We start from the raw sequence: 13317 nt of genomic DNA, 5'->3' as shown, positions 1-13317 counted from the left end.
CGGCCACCCGTCCCGGCCGCTCGTCCCGGCCGGCCCGCTCCGGGAGCCGGCGGGATGGCCCGACGGCCGCCCGACTCAGCGGCAGCCGCAGTTGGCCACCGCCGAGGCCAGCCGGTCGAGCACGCGCTGGGCGGCGGCCGGGTCGGTGCTGCCGTTGGTGAGGAAGGCGAAGGTCAGCAGCCGGCCGTCGGCGTCCACGACCGTCCCGGCCAGGGTGTTGACCCCGTACAGGGTGCCGGTCTTGGCCCGTACGACGCCCCGGCCGACGGCTTCCTTCCCGTACCGGTCGCGCAGCGTGCCGGTGAAGCCGGCGACGGGCAGCCCGGTCAGCACCGGGCGCAGCGCGGGCTGGTCCGGGCCGGCCGCCCGCGCCAGGAGCTGGGCCAGCAGGCCGGCCGAGACCTTGTCGGCGCGGTCCAGGCCGCTGCCGTCGGCGAGGTGGGCGCCGGCCACGGGCAGGCCGAGCCGCTTGAGCCGGGCGGTGACCGCGGCGCGCCCGCCGGCGAAGCTGGCCGGGTGCCCGGTGGCACGGGCGGTGTGCCGGGTCAGGGCCTCGGCGATGTCGTTGTCGCTGTACGTCAGCATGCGCTCGACCAGCGACGACAGCGGCTGGGAACGGACACTGGCCAGCGTCCGACCCGGCCCGCCGGCGCCGCCCTTGGCGTCCTTGGCACCGCCCTTGTCGCGGTCGCTGGTGGGGCGCGGGTCGCCGGTGACCTTGACGCCGCGGTCGCGCAGCAGCTTCGCGAAGGTGCGGGCCGCCTCGGCGGCGGGGTCCTTCACCCGGTCGGCGGGGCCCCGGTCGGAGTCGTCGCGGCGGCCCTCGTCCACCATGAGCGCCGTGACGGGGGCGAGGTTCTCGTTCGGCAGGATCGGGTGCCGGCTGGTGCCGGCGTACAGCGAGGTGTCGTAGCCGAGCCGGACCGTGTGCTCGCCGCGGGCGCGCAGCGCGCGGGCGGTCTCGTCGGCCAACTGGCGCAGGCTGGCGGGGTGCGAACCGTCGGGGCCACGGGTGGCCCGGGCGGTCAGGGTCGGGTCGCCGCCGCCGACCAGGACGATGCGGCCCGGGGCGCCCGGGGCGGCGGTGACGCGGGTGGTCAGGCGGTGGCCTGGGCCGAGGGCGGACAGCGCGGCCACGCCGGTGGCGATCTTGACGGTGGAGGCGGGGATGGCGCCGGTGCCCGCCTTGGCCCCGTAGAGCTGCCGCCCGGTCGCCACGTCCACCACCGCGCCCGCGCGCAGCGGCCCGAGCGCGTCGTCCCGCAGCAGCGGTTCGAGCGCGTCGGCGAGGCCCGGCCCGGTCGGCACCGGAACGGACCGCTCGCCGGTGTCCGGGTTCGCCGACGCGAGGGGCGCGCCGAGCGGGGCGAGCACGGGGGCCGCGTCGGGCGCCCGGGCCGGGTCCGGACCGGGCCGGCCGTCGTCGCCCGGGTGCGCTCCGGAGGCGGCCCGCTGGCGCTCGGCCGTACGCTGGCCGGAGTCCCAGGGACCGGCCGCGACCACGCAGGTCGCCGCGACCGCGAGGCCGACCACGGCGGAACCCGCCGCGAGCAGACCCGTTCGACGCTGCTCCACGGTGGCCGCCCGCCACGGGCCGAGCCACCCGCCAACCCGCCATCTGGCCTCGTCAGGCATCTTCGAGCAGCCCCTTTCGCAACCACATACCTGCGTGAGGGACACTTAACCACCCGAACTATGTGCTGATCATGGAGGAGCCACCCGTGGAGTTCGACGTCACCATCGAGATCCCGAAGGGTTCGCGGAACAAGTACGAGGTGGACCACGAGACGGGTCGCATTCGCCTCGACCGTCGACTCTTCACCTCGACCAGTTACCCGGCCGACTACGGATTCGTGGAGAACACCCTCGGCGAGGACGGTGACCCGCTGGACGCGCTGGTCATCCTCGACGAGCCGACCTTTCCCGGTTGCCTCATCAAGTGCCGCGCGATCGGCATGTTCCGGATGACGGACGAGGCCGGCGGCGACGACAAGCTGCTCTGCGTTCCCGCGTCCGACCCGCGCGTGGAGCACCTGCGCGACATCCACCACGTCTCCGAGTTCGACCGCCTGGAGATCCAGCACTTCTTCGAGGTGTACAAGGACCTGGAGCCCGGCAAGTCCGTCGAGGGCGCCAACTGGGTGGGGCGCGCCGAGGCCGAGGCCGAGGTCGAGGCGTCCATCAAGCGCCTTGAGGCGTCTGGCGGCGCCCACCACTGACGCTCCCGGCGCGCCGGGACCGCGCTGGTCGGCGCGGCCCCGGCGCCCACGCTGCCCGGCCTGCCGACTGGTCGGACCGGTCTGACTGGTCCGATCGGTCTGACCGGTCCGGCCAGGCGGCGTCCGAGCCAGCACAGCACCGATGGGCGGGACCCGAGCCGGGTCCCGCCCATCGGCGTGCCGGGGCGATCCCCGGCGGCGTACGTGCTCCGCGGCGCCCGGCCACCCGCCGTGCGGCGGGCAGCCGCCCGCCCGGGCCGGCGGCGGCGCCCGGGCTAGAAGCCTCGCGTCCGCTTGGCCGCGCGGCGCAGCGGGCCGCCCACGTCCGTACCCGGCACCGGCGCCCGCAGGAAGAGGCGGGCGATCTCGTTGCCGAGGTTCACTCCGATGGCGATGGCAAGGGCCAGCGAGGCCGCGCGGGTGAGCGAGGCGATGCCGGAGTCCATGTTCTTCTGGGCCAGCGCGAGCAGCCCGAAGTACGTCGCGCTACCCGGCAGCAGCGGCCCGATCGCGGCGGTGACGTATGGCAGCGCCGAGGCGTACCGGTAGCGGGACAGTAGCTGGCCGAAGAGGCCGACCAGTCCGGCGGCGGCGGCGGTGGAGGCCACCGCGGGGATGCCGGCCACGTCGTGCATCGAGCCGTAGACCAGCCAGGCCACGCCGCCGTTGAGCGTCGCGAACAGCACCGTGGAACGTTCCTGCTGGAGCAGTACGCAGAACGCCAGGGCCAGCAGCATGGCCGAGAAGAGTTGTACGACGGGTCGTTCGTCGCCGCGGAGCGCCGCCTCCGGGTTGAAGTTGGCGCCCAGCCGCAGGCCCACGTACAGCACCGTGAGCACGCCCACGACGATGCCGACGATCAGGTACATCACCTCGAGCAGGCGCGCGGCGGCGGTGATGTAGTAGCCGGTCAGGCCGTCCTGCACGCCGGCGACCAGCGCTCGCCCGGGGATCAGCGCGAACAGCCCACCGGTGATCACGGCCGAGCCCTGCACGTTGGCGTGGGCCAGGCTGAGCGCGACGCCTATGGCGCCCGGCGGCATCGCCGCCGCCACGAACTGGTAGAACTCCGGCAGCCCGCGCCCGGACGCCAGCCAGGCCAGCCGGTCGCCGAGCATCGCGCCCAGCGCCGCCGCGACGAACACCAGCCAGCCGCCGCCGACCAGCAGGCTCGCCGCGCCGGCCAGCGCGCCGGAGGCCACGGTCAGCGCCCAGCCGGGGTACGGGTGCCGGTTACGCCGTATCTCGGCGAGCCGCCGGTACGCCTCCTCCGTGGTGAAGTCGTCCTGCGAGGTGATGTCGTCGACGAGCCGGAAGACCGCCGCGAGCCGCGTGTAGTCCACCGCTCTGCGCCGCACCGTCCGGCTGGCCGTGATCGGGTCGTCCACCAGCGAGGGCTGGTACGAGATGGACAGCAGCGTGAAGGTGACGGTCGGTTCGCAGCGTTCGAGGCCGTACGCGTGGGCCACGCCGAACATGGCCGCCTCGACGTCCTCGGCGCCCTCGCCGCCGGCGAGCAGGATCTCGCCGATCCGCAGCGTGATGTCGAGCACGCGGGGGACGGCGTGCACGGACTCCTCGTGCTTCTCGACCCGCTCGGGCGCCGGGCGCTCGCCCACCGGCATGCGCAGCATCGTGCGCATCCGGTCCTGCCAGGGCGTCTCCTTGGTCAGCCGGATGACGGGGATGCCGTGCGGGGGCGTGAACGCCGGGCCGCGCGGGGCGCCGCGCGGCGTGCCGTGTCCGGAGGCGGTGCTGCCGATCGGCCCGCCACCGGTGGGCTGGTCGGCCGAGCCGGGCGGGACGAACGCCGAGCCCTCGGCCTCTGTCGGCCCCTCCACCACCTCCGGCGGCAACCCGCTCGGCAGGGCGAACTCCGATGTCGGGTGCTCGTCCTCGGACGGGTGGGAGGGCATCGGCAGACCGAGCGGCGGCGTGAACGCGCTGTGCGCCTCATCCGACTGAGGCTTGTGCTCCCCCGCCTCGTCTATGTCACCCATGCCCGGTCTGCTTTGCGACTGTGACGCCACGTGCCTCTCTCCTCGCCCGCCTTCCGTACCCTCGCCGACGCCTGATCATCGGCCGGGGGCACCCAGTGTGCAACGTCTTCCCGCGTGGGCCCGGGTCACCCACCCGCGTCGGCGCGGGTGGCGGTACGGGCACGCACCGTGACGATGCCAACACGCGGTGACGGCGCCGCGCGCTGTGATGATGGTTGCCCCGCCCGCGCCCGGCGACAGCCTCGACGCGCCCGGCCGCGCCAGCACTGGGGGGTGGCTGACCTGCTAGGGGGCGGCCGTCCGCACGCACGCGTCAGCCCCCGGGGCACCGCCCCGGGGGCTGCTGGTTCGCGCCGGTTCAGCGCCGCGCGTGCCGCCCGCGCGAGCCGGGCGGGTCCTGCGGGCCGTGTGGGTCCTGTGGGTCGTACGAGTCCTGACCGGGCTGCCCGGCGTACGGGTCCCGCGGGGCGTGCGGGTCGTCGGACTGGTACGGCCGCGCGTCGTGGGCCGGGTCGTACGCCGCCTCACCGGCGCCGTATCCCGGCGTCTGGCCGCCGCCGGACGTCGGCTGCGCGCCCTGGCCCGGGTGCGCCCCGTAACCGGGCTGAGCGCCGCGTTCGGGCTGCTGGCCGTACCCCTGTTGGGGCTCGTACGACCCCTGGTAGTCGCCCTGCGGCGCGCCCTGGGCCGGGTAGCCCGGCTGGGCCTGGTGTCCCGGCTGGTGGGGCTGGTGTCCCGGCTGGTGGGGCTGGTGTCCCGGCTGGCCCTGCCCCTGGCCCTGGCCCTGGTAGCCGGGCCCGGGCTGGGGCTGCTGGCCGTAGCCGTCACCGGCCGGGTAGCCGCCCTGGGCGCGCGGGTCCTGGTAGCCCGGCGCGGGGTGGTGCTGGGCCTGCGCGGGCCGCTGGCCCGACGGCCGCGGGTAGCCCTGCTGGGCCGGCCCGCCCGGGTAACCCTGCCCCGGCTGCCCGGGGCTCTGCTGGTGGCTCTGCTGCTGGCCCTGCTGGTGGCCGGGCTGCTGGCCCTGGCGCGGGGGCTGGCCGGGCTGGCCTTGGTGCTGCTGCGGGTGCTGGCCCTGGCGCTGCTGGCCCGGGTGGGGGCGCTGGCCCTGCTGCGGGGTGGTGGTGCCGGCGTGGCCGAAGACGTCGGCACGGGCGCCGCCGGGGCCGCCGAGGCCGGGGCCCGAGGGGCCGCCGCCGATCGGCTCGCCCGGGGTCTGGGGCGTGTCGCCGGCGCCACCGACGTCGGTGGTGGACGGTGCGGCGGTCGAGCGCGCCGTGGCGCCGCCCTCGGCCGCGGCGGCCTTCTTGTTCTGGCTACGGGCGCGCAGCACCTCGATGATGATCGGCAGCACCGAGAGCAGCACGATGCCGATCAGCATCGCCTCGATGTTCGAGTGCACCCATTTGACCTTGCCGAGCGCCGCGCCGAGCAGCGTGACGCCCGCGCCCCACAGCACGCCGCCGATGATGTTGAAGGTGATGAACGAGCGGTAGTTCATCCGGCTCACGCCCGCGATGATCGGCGTGAAGGTCCGCACGATCGGCACGAAGCGGGCCAGGACCAGCGACTTGGGCCCGTACTTCTCGAAGAAGTCGTGCGCCTTCTCCACGTTCTCCTGTTTGAAGAGCTTGGAGTCCGGCCGTTTGAAGAGCGCGGGTCCCACCTTGCGGCCGAAGAGATAGCCGGCCTGGTCGCCGGCGACGGCCGCGACCACCACCAGGAGGCAGACGAGCCACAGGTCCATATCGATCATGTCTGTGGTGACGAAGAGGCCGGTGGTGAACAGGAGCGAGTCACCCGGCAGGAAGAAGCCGATGAGCAGGCCCGACTCGGCGAAGACGATGGCGAGCACGCCGTAGATGCCGAACTGGTCGATCAGGTGGTCCGGGTCCAGCCAACTGGGGCCGAGCGCGAGAGTGGTCACGGGTGACGAGGCTCCTGGATCAGGGGGTGCAGGCGACGCGTGGTGCCCGGCCGCGGTCGGAGGAGCGGAACTGAGTGCGGCTGGGTTCGGATAGTCGGCCCAAAACTATCAACGCCAGACGCCGAGCACCGGTTCCAGGCCGGCCAACCCGGAGCGCTCCGCGTGCGTCATCTCACGCGGACGGGAAACCCGCACCTCACGCGCCCAACCGGCGCGCACCTCACAGAAAGTAGGCGCATGAGCATCGAAGAGTACGGCGGCGGCCAGCAGGAGAACTCCGACATCCTGGTCGTGACGACGAACGACGTGCCGGGCTACGACGTCCAGCGGGTCATCGGCGAGGTCTTCGGGCTCACGGTCCGCTCCCGCCACCTGGGCAGCCAGATCGGCGCCGGCCTGAAGTCCATGGTCGGCGGCGAGCTGAAGGGCCTGTCCAAGACGCTGGTCGAGACCCGCAACGAGGCGATGGAGCGGCTGATCGAGCAGGCCCGGGCGCGCGGCGCGAACGCGGTCCTGATGATGCGCTTCGACGTGGCGTCCGGCTCCGACGTGGGCACCGAGGTCTGCGCGTACGGCACCGCCGTCGTCCTCGCGCCCAGGGTCTGACGGCCGCCCGGGGCCCCGGCCGGCGCGCCGCCGCCGGGGCCCAGGGCTTGGCTACACCGACTCGGACGCGCCGTCGCCGCCGTGCCGCTCCGCGTTGGCCACGATGGCGTCCCGCAGGTAGCCGGCCAGGCCCGGGGCGACGGCCTCGTAGGTGGCGGTGAAGCGCGGGTCCGTGACGTACATCTCGCCCAGCGCGGTGTGCGTCCCGTACGAACAGTCGTAGTACCAGCGGCTGATCCGCTGCCGGTGCTCCTCCGCCAGGTCCATCGCGGCCGGGGACCCGGCGGGGTGTCCGGCGCGCAGCACGGCGACGGTGCGCCGCTCCCAGTCGGCCTCCTCCTCCCTGATCCGCAGCCAGTTCTCCTTGGTGTACGCGGCGGCCTTGCGCCGCGACTGCTCGTACGCCTCCGTCTGGCCCCAGCGGCGCTCCACCTCCGCCGCGTGCGCGTCGGGGTCGTGCTCCCCGAAGACCTCGAACTTCTCCTCGGGGGTCAGGTTGATGCCCAGTGTTCTCGCCTCCATGGCGCGTTCGACGGCGGCGACCATGGCCTGGAGCCGGTCGATCCGGGCGGTCAGCAGACCGTGCTGGCGCCGCAGATGGGCCCGCGGGTCGGCGTCCGGGTCGTCCAGCAGGGCCGCCACCTGATCGAGCGGGAAGCCGAGCTCGCGGTAGAACAGGACGCGCTGGAGCCGGTCGAGATCGGCGTCGGCGTAGCGACGGTGGCCCGCCCGGCTGCGGGCGCTCGGCGAGAGCAGCCCGATCTCGTCGTAGTGGTGCAGCGTGCGCACCGTCACGCCGGCGAACCCGGCGACCTGTCCCACGGTGTAGCCCATCACCCCGCCCTTCCGGTTTCTCGGTACGCCGTCCACGGTGCGTCCTCACGCCGCGTGAGGTGCAAGCCCGCATGTCGGAAAGGGCTTGGGCGCGGGTCGGGCCGGATGGCATCCTGCGCTCCATGCTGGGGATAACGGACCTTCCGACCTACCTCGCGGGCCTCGCGCTGATCATTCTGCTGCCGGGCCCGAACTCGCTGTACGTGGTCTCCGTCGCGGCCCGCCGCGGCCCGCGCGTCGCGTACCAGGCGGCCGGCGGCGTGCTGTGCGGCGACACGGTGCTCATGGTGCTGTCGGCGGGCGGCGTCGCCTCGCTGCTGAAGGCGAGCCCGATCGCCTTCACGATCGTGAAGTTCGCGGGGGCCGGCTATCTGACCTGGCTGGCGATCGGGATGCTGCGCGGCGCGTGGGCGCTGTGGCACCGGCGGGCGGAGCGGGCCGAACTCGCGGACGCGGCGCGCGGCGCGGACGGGGGCGCCGCCGCGGCGCTCTCCACCGAAGCGGCGGAGGCCGCCGGCGCGCGGGCCGGGCAGGGGGCGGCGGCCAAGGACCGGGCCTCGGGCGAGCGGCCGTTCCGGCGGGCGCTCGTGGTGAGCCTGCTCAACCCGAAGGCGATCTTGTTCTTCATCTCGTTCTTCGTGCAGTTCGTCGACCCCGACTACCCGCACCCGGTGCTGTCGTTCGTCGCGCTCGGCGCCTGGGCGCAGTTGTTCAGCATCACCTACCTGTCGATCCTGATCTTCAGCGGCACGTTCCTCGCGGCGACCTTCCGTCGTCGCAAGCGGCTGACGGCCGGCCTGTCGGCCGGCGCGGGCGCCGCCTTCCTCGGCTTCGCCGTCAAGCTCTCCCTGGCCAGCGCGGGGTAGCGCGGGGCACGCGGCCGGCGCCGCCCGCGCGCCGGGGAACGGCACGTCCGTTCCCCGGCGCGCGGGCGGCGCCCGGTGGGTGTGGAGGTCGGGTGCCCTGGCCGGGCGGGGTCAGGCGGACTGGGTCAGCTCGGCGCGGCCGAACAGCAGCGCGTACCCGGACGGAAGCTGCGCGAGGACGCGGTCCAGGAGGAGCGGGCCGGCTATCTGGCCGACGACGGAGAGCACGGCCCCGGCGTCCCAGCGGGTGGTGGCCAGGGTGCCCCCCGTGCGCGTGGACAGGTCCTTGACGAAGGCCCAGCCGGTCAGCGGCTTGAGGGCGGGGATCTCGTCGGTGAAGACGGTGGCGGCCTCGGTGGGGAGGCAGGCGGCGAGGTCGACGCGTTCGTCGCCGGTGAGCTGGCGCCCCAGAGCCGCGAGCACGGCCCGCGTGACGTCCTCGGCCCGCTCCCGGGTGGGGTACGCGCCTTCGTAACGGATCTTCTCCAGCATCTGGTGAAACGTCATGCCGGTGGGGGCACTGGCCGGTTCACGCAGCGAAAGCATGAGGGGTCGCCTTTCTCGTCTTGTGGCATCGCACTGCGCGAGGGCCGACCGGGCAAGCGCCGGCCGGCCCTCGCTGAGGTGAAAGGGGATCTACGAAGGGGAATCCGCGAAAGGGTTCTACGAGGGGGGACCTGCGAAGGGGGATCTTCGCAGGGCATGCCGTGCGAGGCGTGCCGCGCGGGCGGGCCGTGCGAGGCGGGCCGTGCCGCGCGGGAGGCGCCCGGACCCGGGAGGCGGGCGCGCCTCCCGCGCGCTCGACGCGGGGGCGGGGTCAGCCGCTGAGCTGCTTGTCCTCGCCCGCCCCGCCGATCTCGATCCGGCGCCGCTTGGCGCGCTCGGCGATCGGGATCCGCAGGGTCAGCACGCCCGCCTCGTACTCGGCCGAGATGTGGTCGGTGTCGAGCGTGTCGGCCAGCACCAACTGGCGCGAGAACACGCCGAGGGGCCGCTCGGACAGCTCCATCCGCACGTTGTCCGCCCGCACGGCGGGACGGCGCTCGGCCTTGACCGTCAGCATGTTGCGCTCGACGTCGATCTCGATGGCGTCCTTGGCGACACCGGGCAGGTCGAAGACGATCACGTACGTCTCACCCTCGACGTAGGCGTCCATCGCCATGGACGAGGGCCGGGACCAGGTGCCCGTGACGCCGGCGAACTGCTGGGCCAGTCGGTCGAGTTCACGGAAGGGGTCGGTGCGCATCAGCATCGGGGAAACACCTCCAGGACTGGGACGAACTGCCAGTGCGCTTCGGCTGACACCGTTGTAACATGTCATCCAAACGATGACAAGCGGAGTGTCGTCCATCCGATGACGCCGACGGCGTCCCTTTCCGCGACACCCAGTGAGACGCTCAGCGAGAGGACTCCCGTGACCCCTCCTTCCGCACCACGCGAGCCCGCCGCGCCCGGCGACCCGCCCTCGTTCTTCGCCGCCGCGGCGGCGCTGGACGCGATCAACGAGGCCGTCCGCACCGCCCAGCGCGACACCCCCGCCGACGGCGGGACGGCGCCCGAGCACGGCCAGGCCAGCGCCGACCAGGCGCTGGCCGCGCTCCTGCTCCTGCGCGAGCTGCGCGAACAGCTCGCCGGGTGGGAGTCCGGCCTGATCGAGACGGCCCGCGCGGCGGGGTCGAGCTGGGCGGACCTCGCCCACCCGCTGGGCGTGGCCAGCCGCCAGGCCGCCGAGCGCCGCTACCTGCGGGTACGCCCCGGCACCCCCGGCACCACCGGCGAACAGCGGGTACGGGCCACCCGGGAGGGACGGGCCGCCGACCGCTCCGTCACCGCCTGGGCCCGTACCAACGCCGCCGAACTGCGCCAACTCGCGGGCCGGATCACCGCCCTGACCGATCTGCCCACCCCGGCGCGCGCACCCCAGTCCCGGATCGCCGACGCGCTCGGCGACAACGACGCCGCCAACCTGATCACGCCGCTCACCGACGCCCACCCGCACCTCAAGGCCGACCACCCGGACCTCGCGGCCCGCATCGACGCCATCACCCACCACACCGACCGACTGCGCGGCGAGGGCGGCGGACCGGCCGGCTGACCGCCCGGCCCGTCCCCCACCCGGGGCACGTCAGAAGGCGGTGGCACGTCAGACGACAGCGGCACGTCGGGCGCCCGGGGCGCGCTGACCAGCCCGGGGCCGCCACCCGCCCGGCAGGGGTCGGGCTCAGTGCGGGATGGTGTCGATCAGCTCGCGCGCGCCCTGTCGGAGCAGGGCCACGGCCACCGAGGTGCCCAGCGTCGCGGGGTCGAGCGGGCCGGCCCACTCGTGGGCGTCGAGCACGGTCTTGCCGTCCGGCGTGAAGACCCGGGCGCGTAGCGAGAGCCGCCCGTCCCGCTCGGCCCTGGCGTACCCGGCGATCGGCGAGTTGCAGTGGCCCTGGAGGACGTGCAGGAGCATGCGTTCGGCGGTGGTCTCGCGCCAGGTGTCGGCGTCACCGAGGCCGGCCACGGCCTCGATCGTCGCGCCGTCGTCCTCCCGGCACTGGAGCCCGAGCACGCCGGCGCCGATCGGCGGGCACATCGTCTCCACCGACAGCACCTCGCTGGCCAGCTCCGGGCGGCCGATGCGGGCCAGCCCCGAGACGGCGAGCAGCAGCGCGTCCACCTCGCCGGCGGCCAGCTTCTCCAGTCGCCGGTTGGCGTTGCCACGCATCGGTACGCAGGTCAGGTGCGGGTGCGAGACGGCGAGTTGGGCGACCCGGCGCACCGACGAGGTGCCGATCCGGGCGCCGGCCGGCAACTGGTCGAGGGTCAGCCCGTCCGGGTGGACCAGCGCGTCCCGGATGTCGTCGCGCTTGAGGTAGGCGGCGAAAACCGTGCCCGCGGGCAGCGGCCGGTCGGCCGGCACGTCCTTGACGCAGTGCACCGCCAGATCGGCCTCACCGGCCAGCAGCGCCGCGTCCACCTCCTTGGTGAACGCCCCCTTGCCGCCCAGCTCGGCGAGGTCGCCCAGCCACCGGTCGCCGGAGGTCGTCACCGGCACCACCGTGGTCCGGATGTCGGGCCGCGACGCGGCCAACTCCGCGCGCACCCGCTCCACTTGGGCCAGCGCCATGGGCGAGGAACGGGAGACGATGCGAATCAGCTCAGCGTCGGCCATGTCATCCACGATAGGCCGTCACCGGCCGCGCGCCGTCCCGCGCCGCCCCGGCCGGCCCCGACGGCCTCGTCCCAGCCAGCCGGGGGCGCACGCCCGCGCGGGCCGGCCCCGCGCGAGGCTCGGCCCAGCCCCGCGCCGGAAACGGCCCGGGCCCACGCCGGGATCGCCCGGCCCGCGCGAGGATGGGGCCATGGTGCGGACCGAGACCCCGTGGGGCCCGTGGGAGCCGGAGACGCCGGCGGTGGTCGCGCGCCGGTTCGCCGGCGCGTCGACGCCGTGGTGGATCGCCGGCGGGTACGCCATCGAGCTGGCGGCCGGGCACGCCGTCCGGGACCACGCCGACATCGACGTCCTGCTGCTGCGCCGGGACCAGCTCGCGGCGCAGCGCGCACTGGCCGGCTGGGAGTGGTGGGCCGCCGACCCGCCGGGCACGCTGCGCCGCTGGGCGCCGGGCGAACCGCTGCCCGCCTCGGTCCACGACGTGTGGTGCCGGCCGGGTCCGGCGGAGCCCTGGCGCGTGCAGCTCATGCTCGACGAGGCGGTGGGCGAGACGTGGATCTCCCGGCGCGATCCCGGGGTACGCCTGCCGCTGGCGGCGCTCGGCCGCCGCACCCCGACCGGCGTCCCGTACCTCACCCCCGAGGCGCAGCTCTACTACAAGGCCGCCGCGCCGCGCCCCAAGGACGAGCGGGACTTCGCCGCCGCGCTACCGCACCTGACCCCGCCCCAACGGGCGTGGCTCTCCCGCGCCATCGCCCGCACCCGCCCGGCCCACCCGTGGCGCGCCCGACTCGCGGCGACCCAGCGGTGACGACGGCGACGGCGACAGCGGCGACGGTGGCGACAGCGGTGACGGCGGCGACATGACGGAAGGGCCCAGCCGGTTCGGTCTCACGGCGGGCCCGGCCCGGGTCAGCCGTACGCCCGCCACATGTCGCCCACCGCGCGCAGCAGCGAGCCCATGCGGCGTTATGCCCGTATTGTCTACTCGCGGCAAGGGAGAGCAGACCCGAGGGAGCAGTACGCCATGAGCACACCCGCATCCGTGAACGTCGCCGTCATCTACTACTCGTCGACCGGCACGGTCCACGCGCTCGCGAAGGAGATCGCCGACAGCGCGGAGCGGGCCGGCGCCGAGGTGCGGTTGCGCCGGGCGACCGAGCTGGCCCCGCGCGCGGCCATCGAGTCCAACCCGGCGTGGGCCGCGCACGCGGACGCGACCGCCGACATCCCCGAGGCGACCGGTGACGACATGATCTGGGCCGACGCGGTGATCTTCGGCTCGCCCACCCGGTACGGCAACGTCACCTCGCAGCTCAAGCAGTTCATCGACACGCTCGGCGGCCTGTGGCAGCAGGGCAAGCTGGCCGACAAGGTCTACAGCGGCTTCACCTCGTCGGCCACCACGCACGGCGGCCAGGAGTCCACGCTGCTCGCGCTCTACAACACCATCCACCACTTCGGCGGCATCCTGATCGCCCCCGGCTACACCGACCCGTCGAAGTTCGTGGACGGCAACCCGTACGGCACCTCGCACGTCGGTGGCCCGGAGACGCCCATCGACGACAACGCCCGCACGGCGGCCCGCGTCCAGGCCGAGCGCGTGGTCCGCTTCACCCGGGCGATCAAGCAGGGCCTCGCGGCGTGACCCGCGCGGTGCGGCCGGACCCGAACCCGGGCCCGGCCGCACCGGTCGCACCAGCCGCACCGG

General features: G+C 74.5%; 13 protein-coding genes. 6 read left to right on the top strand and 7 right to left on the bottom strand.

Annotated elements, in window-relative coordinates:
- Positions 1 to 75: 75 nt before the first annotated feature.
- Positions 76 to 1635 carry a D-alanyl-D-alanine carboxypeptidase/D-alanyl-D-alanine-endopeptidase gene (gene dacB, locus OYE22_RS18120; protein ID WP_277321385.1) on the bottom strand — a complete coding sequence of 520 codons (1560 nt, stop codon included), beginning with the start codon at positions 1633 to 1635 and terminating at the stop codon, positions 76 to 78.
- Positions 1636 to 1721: 86 nt separating this feature from the next.
- Here dacB and OYE22_RS18115 point away from each other — a divergent pair, with 86 nt between their 5' ends.
- Entirely contained in the window at positions 1722 to 2219 is a 498-nt protein-coding gene (locus OYE22_RS18115; RefSeq protein ID WP_176166200.1) for an inorganic diphosphatase, read from the top strand.
- 275 nt (positions 2220 to 2494) lie between these two features.
- On the opposite strand, the gene OYE22_RS18110 is transcribed toward OYE22_RS18115, so the two are convergent.
- The gene (locus OYE22_RS18110) at positions 2495 to 4219 is read right to left on the bottom strand and encodes a threonine/serine exporter family protein (RefSeq protein WP_277321384.1); all 1725 of its coding nucleotides are present in this window, start codon (positions 4217 to 4219) and stop codon (positions 2495 to 2497) included.
- A gap of 358 nt (positions 4220 to 4577) precedes the next feature.
- Positions 4578 to 6143, bottom strand: coding sequence for a VTT domain-containing protein (locus OYE22_RS18105; RefSeq protein ID WP_277321383.1), 1566 nt, complete (start codon positions 6141 to 6143; stop codon positions 4578 to 4580).
- Between the two features lie 237 nt (positions 6144 to 6380).
- Between OYE22_RS18105 and OYE22_RS18100 the strand changes: the two genes are divergently transcribed.
- A complete protein-coding gene (locus OYE22_RS18100) occupies positions 6381 to 6749 on the top strand; it encodes a YbjQ family protein (protein WP_277321382.1) in 369 nt (122 codons plus the stop codon).
- A 51-nt stretch (positions 6750 to 6800) separates the two neighbouring features.
- Here OYE22_RS18100 and OYE22_RS18095 read toward each other — a convergent pair whose 3' ends face one another.
- Complete coding sequence (locus tag OYE22_RS18095) at positions 6801 to 7583, bottom strand: MerR family transcriptional regulator (protein WP_277321381.1); 783 nt, start codon at positions 7581 to 7583, stop codon at positions 6801 to 6803.
- Positions 7584 to 7705: 122 nt separating this feature from the next.
- On the opposite strand from OYE22_RS18095, the gene leuE reads away from it, so the two are divergent.
- The gene (leuE, locus tag OYE22_RS18090; RefSeq protein ID WP_277324187.1) at positions 7706 to 8449 is read left to right on the top strand and encodes a leucine efflux protein LeuE; all 744 of its coding nucleotides are present in this window, start codon (positions 7706 to 7708) and stop codon (positions 8447 to 8449) included.
- Between the two features lie 111 nt (positions 8450 to 8560).
- Here leuE and OYE22_RS18085 read toward each other — a convergent pair whose 3' ends face one another.
- Both OYE22_RS18085 and OYE22_RS18080 read right to left on the bottom strand, forming a co-directional pair.
- Entirely contained in the window at positions 8561 to 8995 is a 435-nt protein-coding gene (locus OYE22_RS18085) for a DUF2267 domain-containing protein (RefSeq protein ID WP_277321380.1), read from the bottom strand.
- A 271-nt stretch (positions 8996 to 9266) separates the two neighbouring features.
- On the bottom strand, positions 9267 to 9701 hold the full coding sequence (locus OYE22_RS18080) for an Hsp20/alpha crystallin family protein (protein WP_277321379.1): 435 nt from the start codon (positions 9699 to 9701) through the stop codon (positions 9267 to 9269).
- A 162-nt stretch (positions 9702 to 9863) separates the two neighbouring features.
- Between OYE22_RS18080 and OYE22_RS18075 the strand changes: the two genes are divergently transcribed.
- On the top strand, positions 9864 to 10544 hold the full coding sequence (locus OYE22_RS18075) for a type III effector protein (protein WP_277321378.1): 681 nt from the start codon (positions 9864 to 9866) through the stop codon (positions 10542 to 10544).
- A 126-nt stretch (positions 10545 to 10670) separates the two neighbouring features.
- Here the strand turns inward: OYE22_RS18075 and hemC are convergent, their stop codons facing one another.
- Positions 10671 to 11606 carry a hydroxymethylbilane synthase gene (gene hemC / locus OYE22_RS18070; RefSeq protein ID WP_277321377.1) on the bottom strand — a complete coding sequence of 312 codons (936 nt, stop codon included), beginning with the start codon at positions 11604 to 11606 and terminating at the stop codon, positions 10671 to 10673.
- A gap of 190 nt (positions 11607 to 11796) precedes the next feature.
- Here hemC and OYE22_RS18065 point away from each other — a divergent pair, with 190 nt between their 5' ends.
- Positions 11797 to 12417, top strand: a complete 621-nt coding sequence (locus tag OYE22_RS18065) for an amino acid transporter (protein WP_277321376.1) — start codon at positions 11797 to 11799, stop codon at positions 12415 to 12417.
- 216 nt (positions 12418 to 12633) lie between these two features.
- Complete coding sequence (gene wrbA / locus OYE22_RS18060) at positions 12634 to 13254, top strand: NAD(P)H:quinone oxidoreductase (RefSeq protein WP_277321375.1); 621 nt, start codon at positions 12634 to 12636, stop codon at positions 13252 to 13254.
- The last annotated feature ends 63 nt before the right edge of the window (positions 13255 to 13317 follow it).

The sequence above is a fragment of the Streptomyces sp. 71268 genome (assembly GCF_029392895.1).
Classification (GTDB): Bacteria; Actinomycetota; Actinomycetes; order Streptomycetales; family Streptomycetaceae; genus Streptomyces.
The sequence above is the reverse complement of the archived record's forward strand: the minus strand, read 5'-3'. Positions and strand labels throughout refer to the sequence as shown.

What these genes read in the sequence shown, in the direction of transcription:
- dacB (WP_277321385.1), bottom strand. Translation starts at nt 1,635, where the DNA reads ATGCCTGACGAGGCCAGATGGCGGGTTGGCGGGTGGCTCGGCCCGTGG.
- OYE22_RS18110 (WP_277321384.1), bottom strand. Translation starts at nt 4,219, where the DNA reads ATGGGTGACATAGACGAGGCGGGGGAGCACAAGCCTCAGTCGGATGAG.
- OYE22_RS18100 (WP_277321382.1), top strand. Translation starts at nt 6,381, where the DNA reads ATGAGCATCGAAGAGTACGGCGGCGGCCAGCAGGAGAACTCCGACATC.
- OYE22_RS18095 (WP_277321381.1), bottom strand. Translation starts at nt 7,583, where the DNA reads ATGGGCTACACCGTGGGACAGGTCGCCGGGTTCGCCGGCGTGACGGTG.
- leuE (WP_277324187.1), top strand. Translation starts at nt 7,706, where the DNA reads ATGCTGGGGATAACGGACCTTCCGACCTACCTCGCGGGCCTCGCGCTG.
- OYE22_RS18085 (WP_277321380.1), bottom strand. Translation starts at nt 8,995, where the DNA reads ATGCTTTCGCTGCGTGAACCGGCCAGTGCCCCCACCGGCATGACGTTT.
- OYE22_RS18080 (WP_277321379.1), bottom strand. Translation starts at nt 9,701, where the DNA reads ATGCTGATGCGCACCGACCCCTTCCGTGAACTCGACCGACTGGCCCAG.
- hemC (WP_277321377.1), bottom strand. Translation starts at nt 11,606, where the DNA reads ATGGCCGACGCTGAGCTGATTCGCATCGTCTCCCGTTCCTCGCCCATG.
- OYE22_RS18065 (WP_277321376.1), top strand. Translation starts at nt 11,797, where the DNA reads ATGGTGCGGACCGAGACCCCGTGGGGCCCGTGGGAGCCGGAGACGCCG.
- wrbA (WP_277321375.1), top strand. Translation starts at nt 12,634, where the DNA reads ATGAGCACACCCGCATCCGTGAACGTCGCCGTCATCTACTACTCGTCG.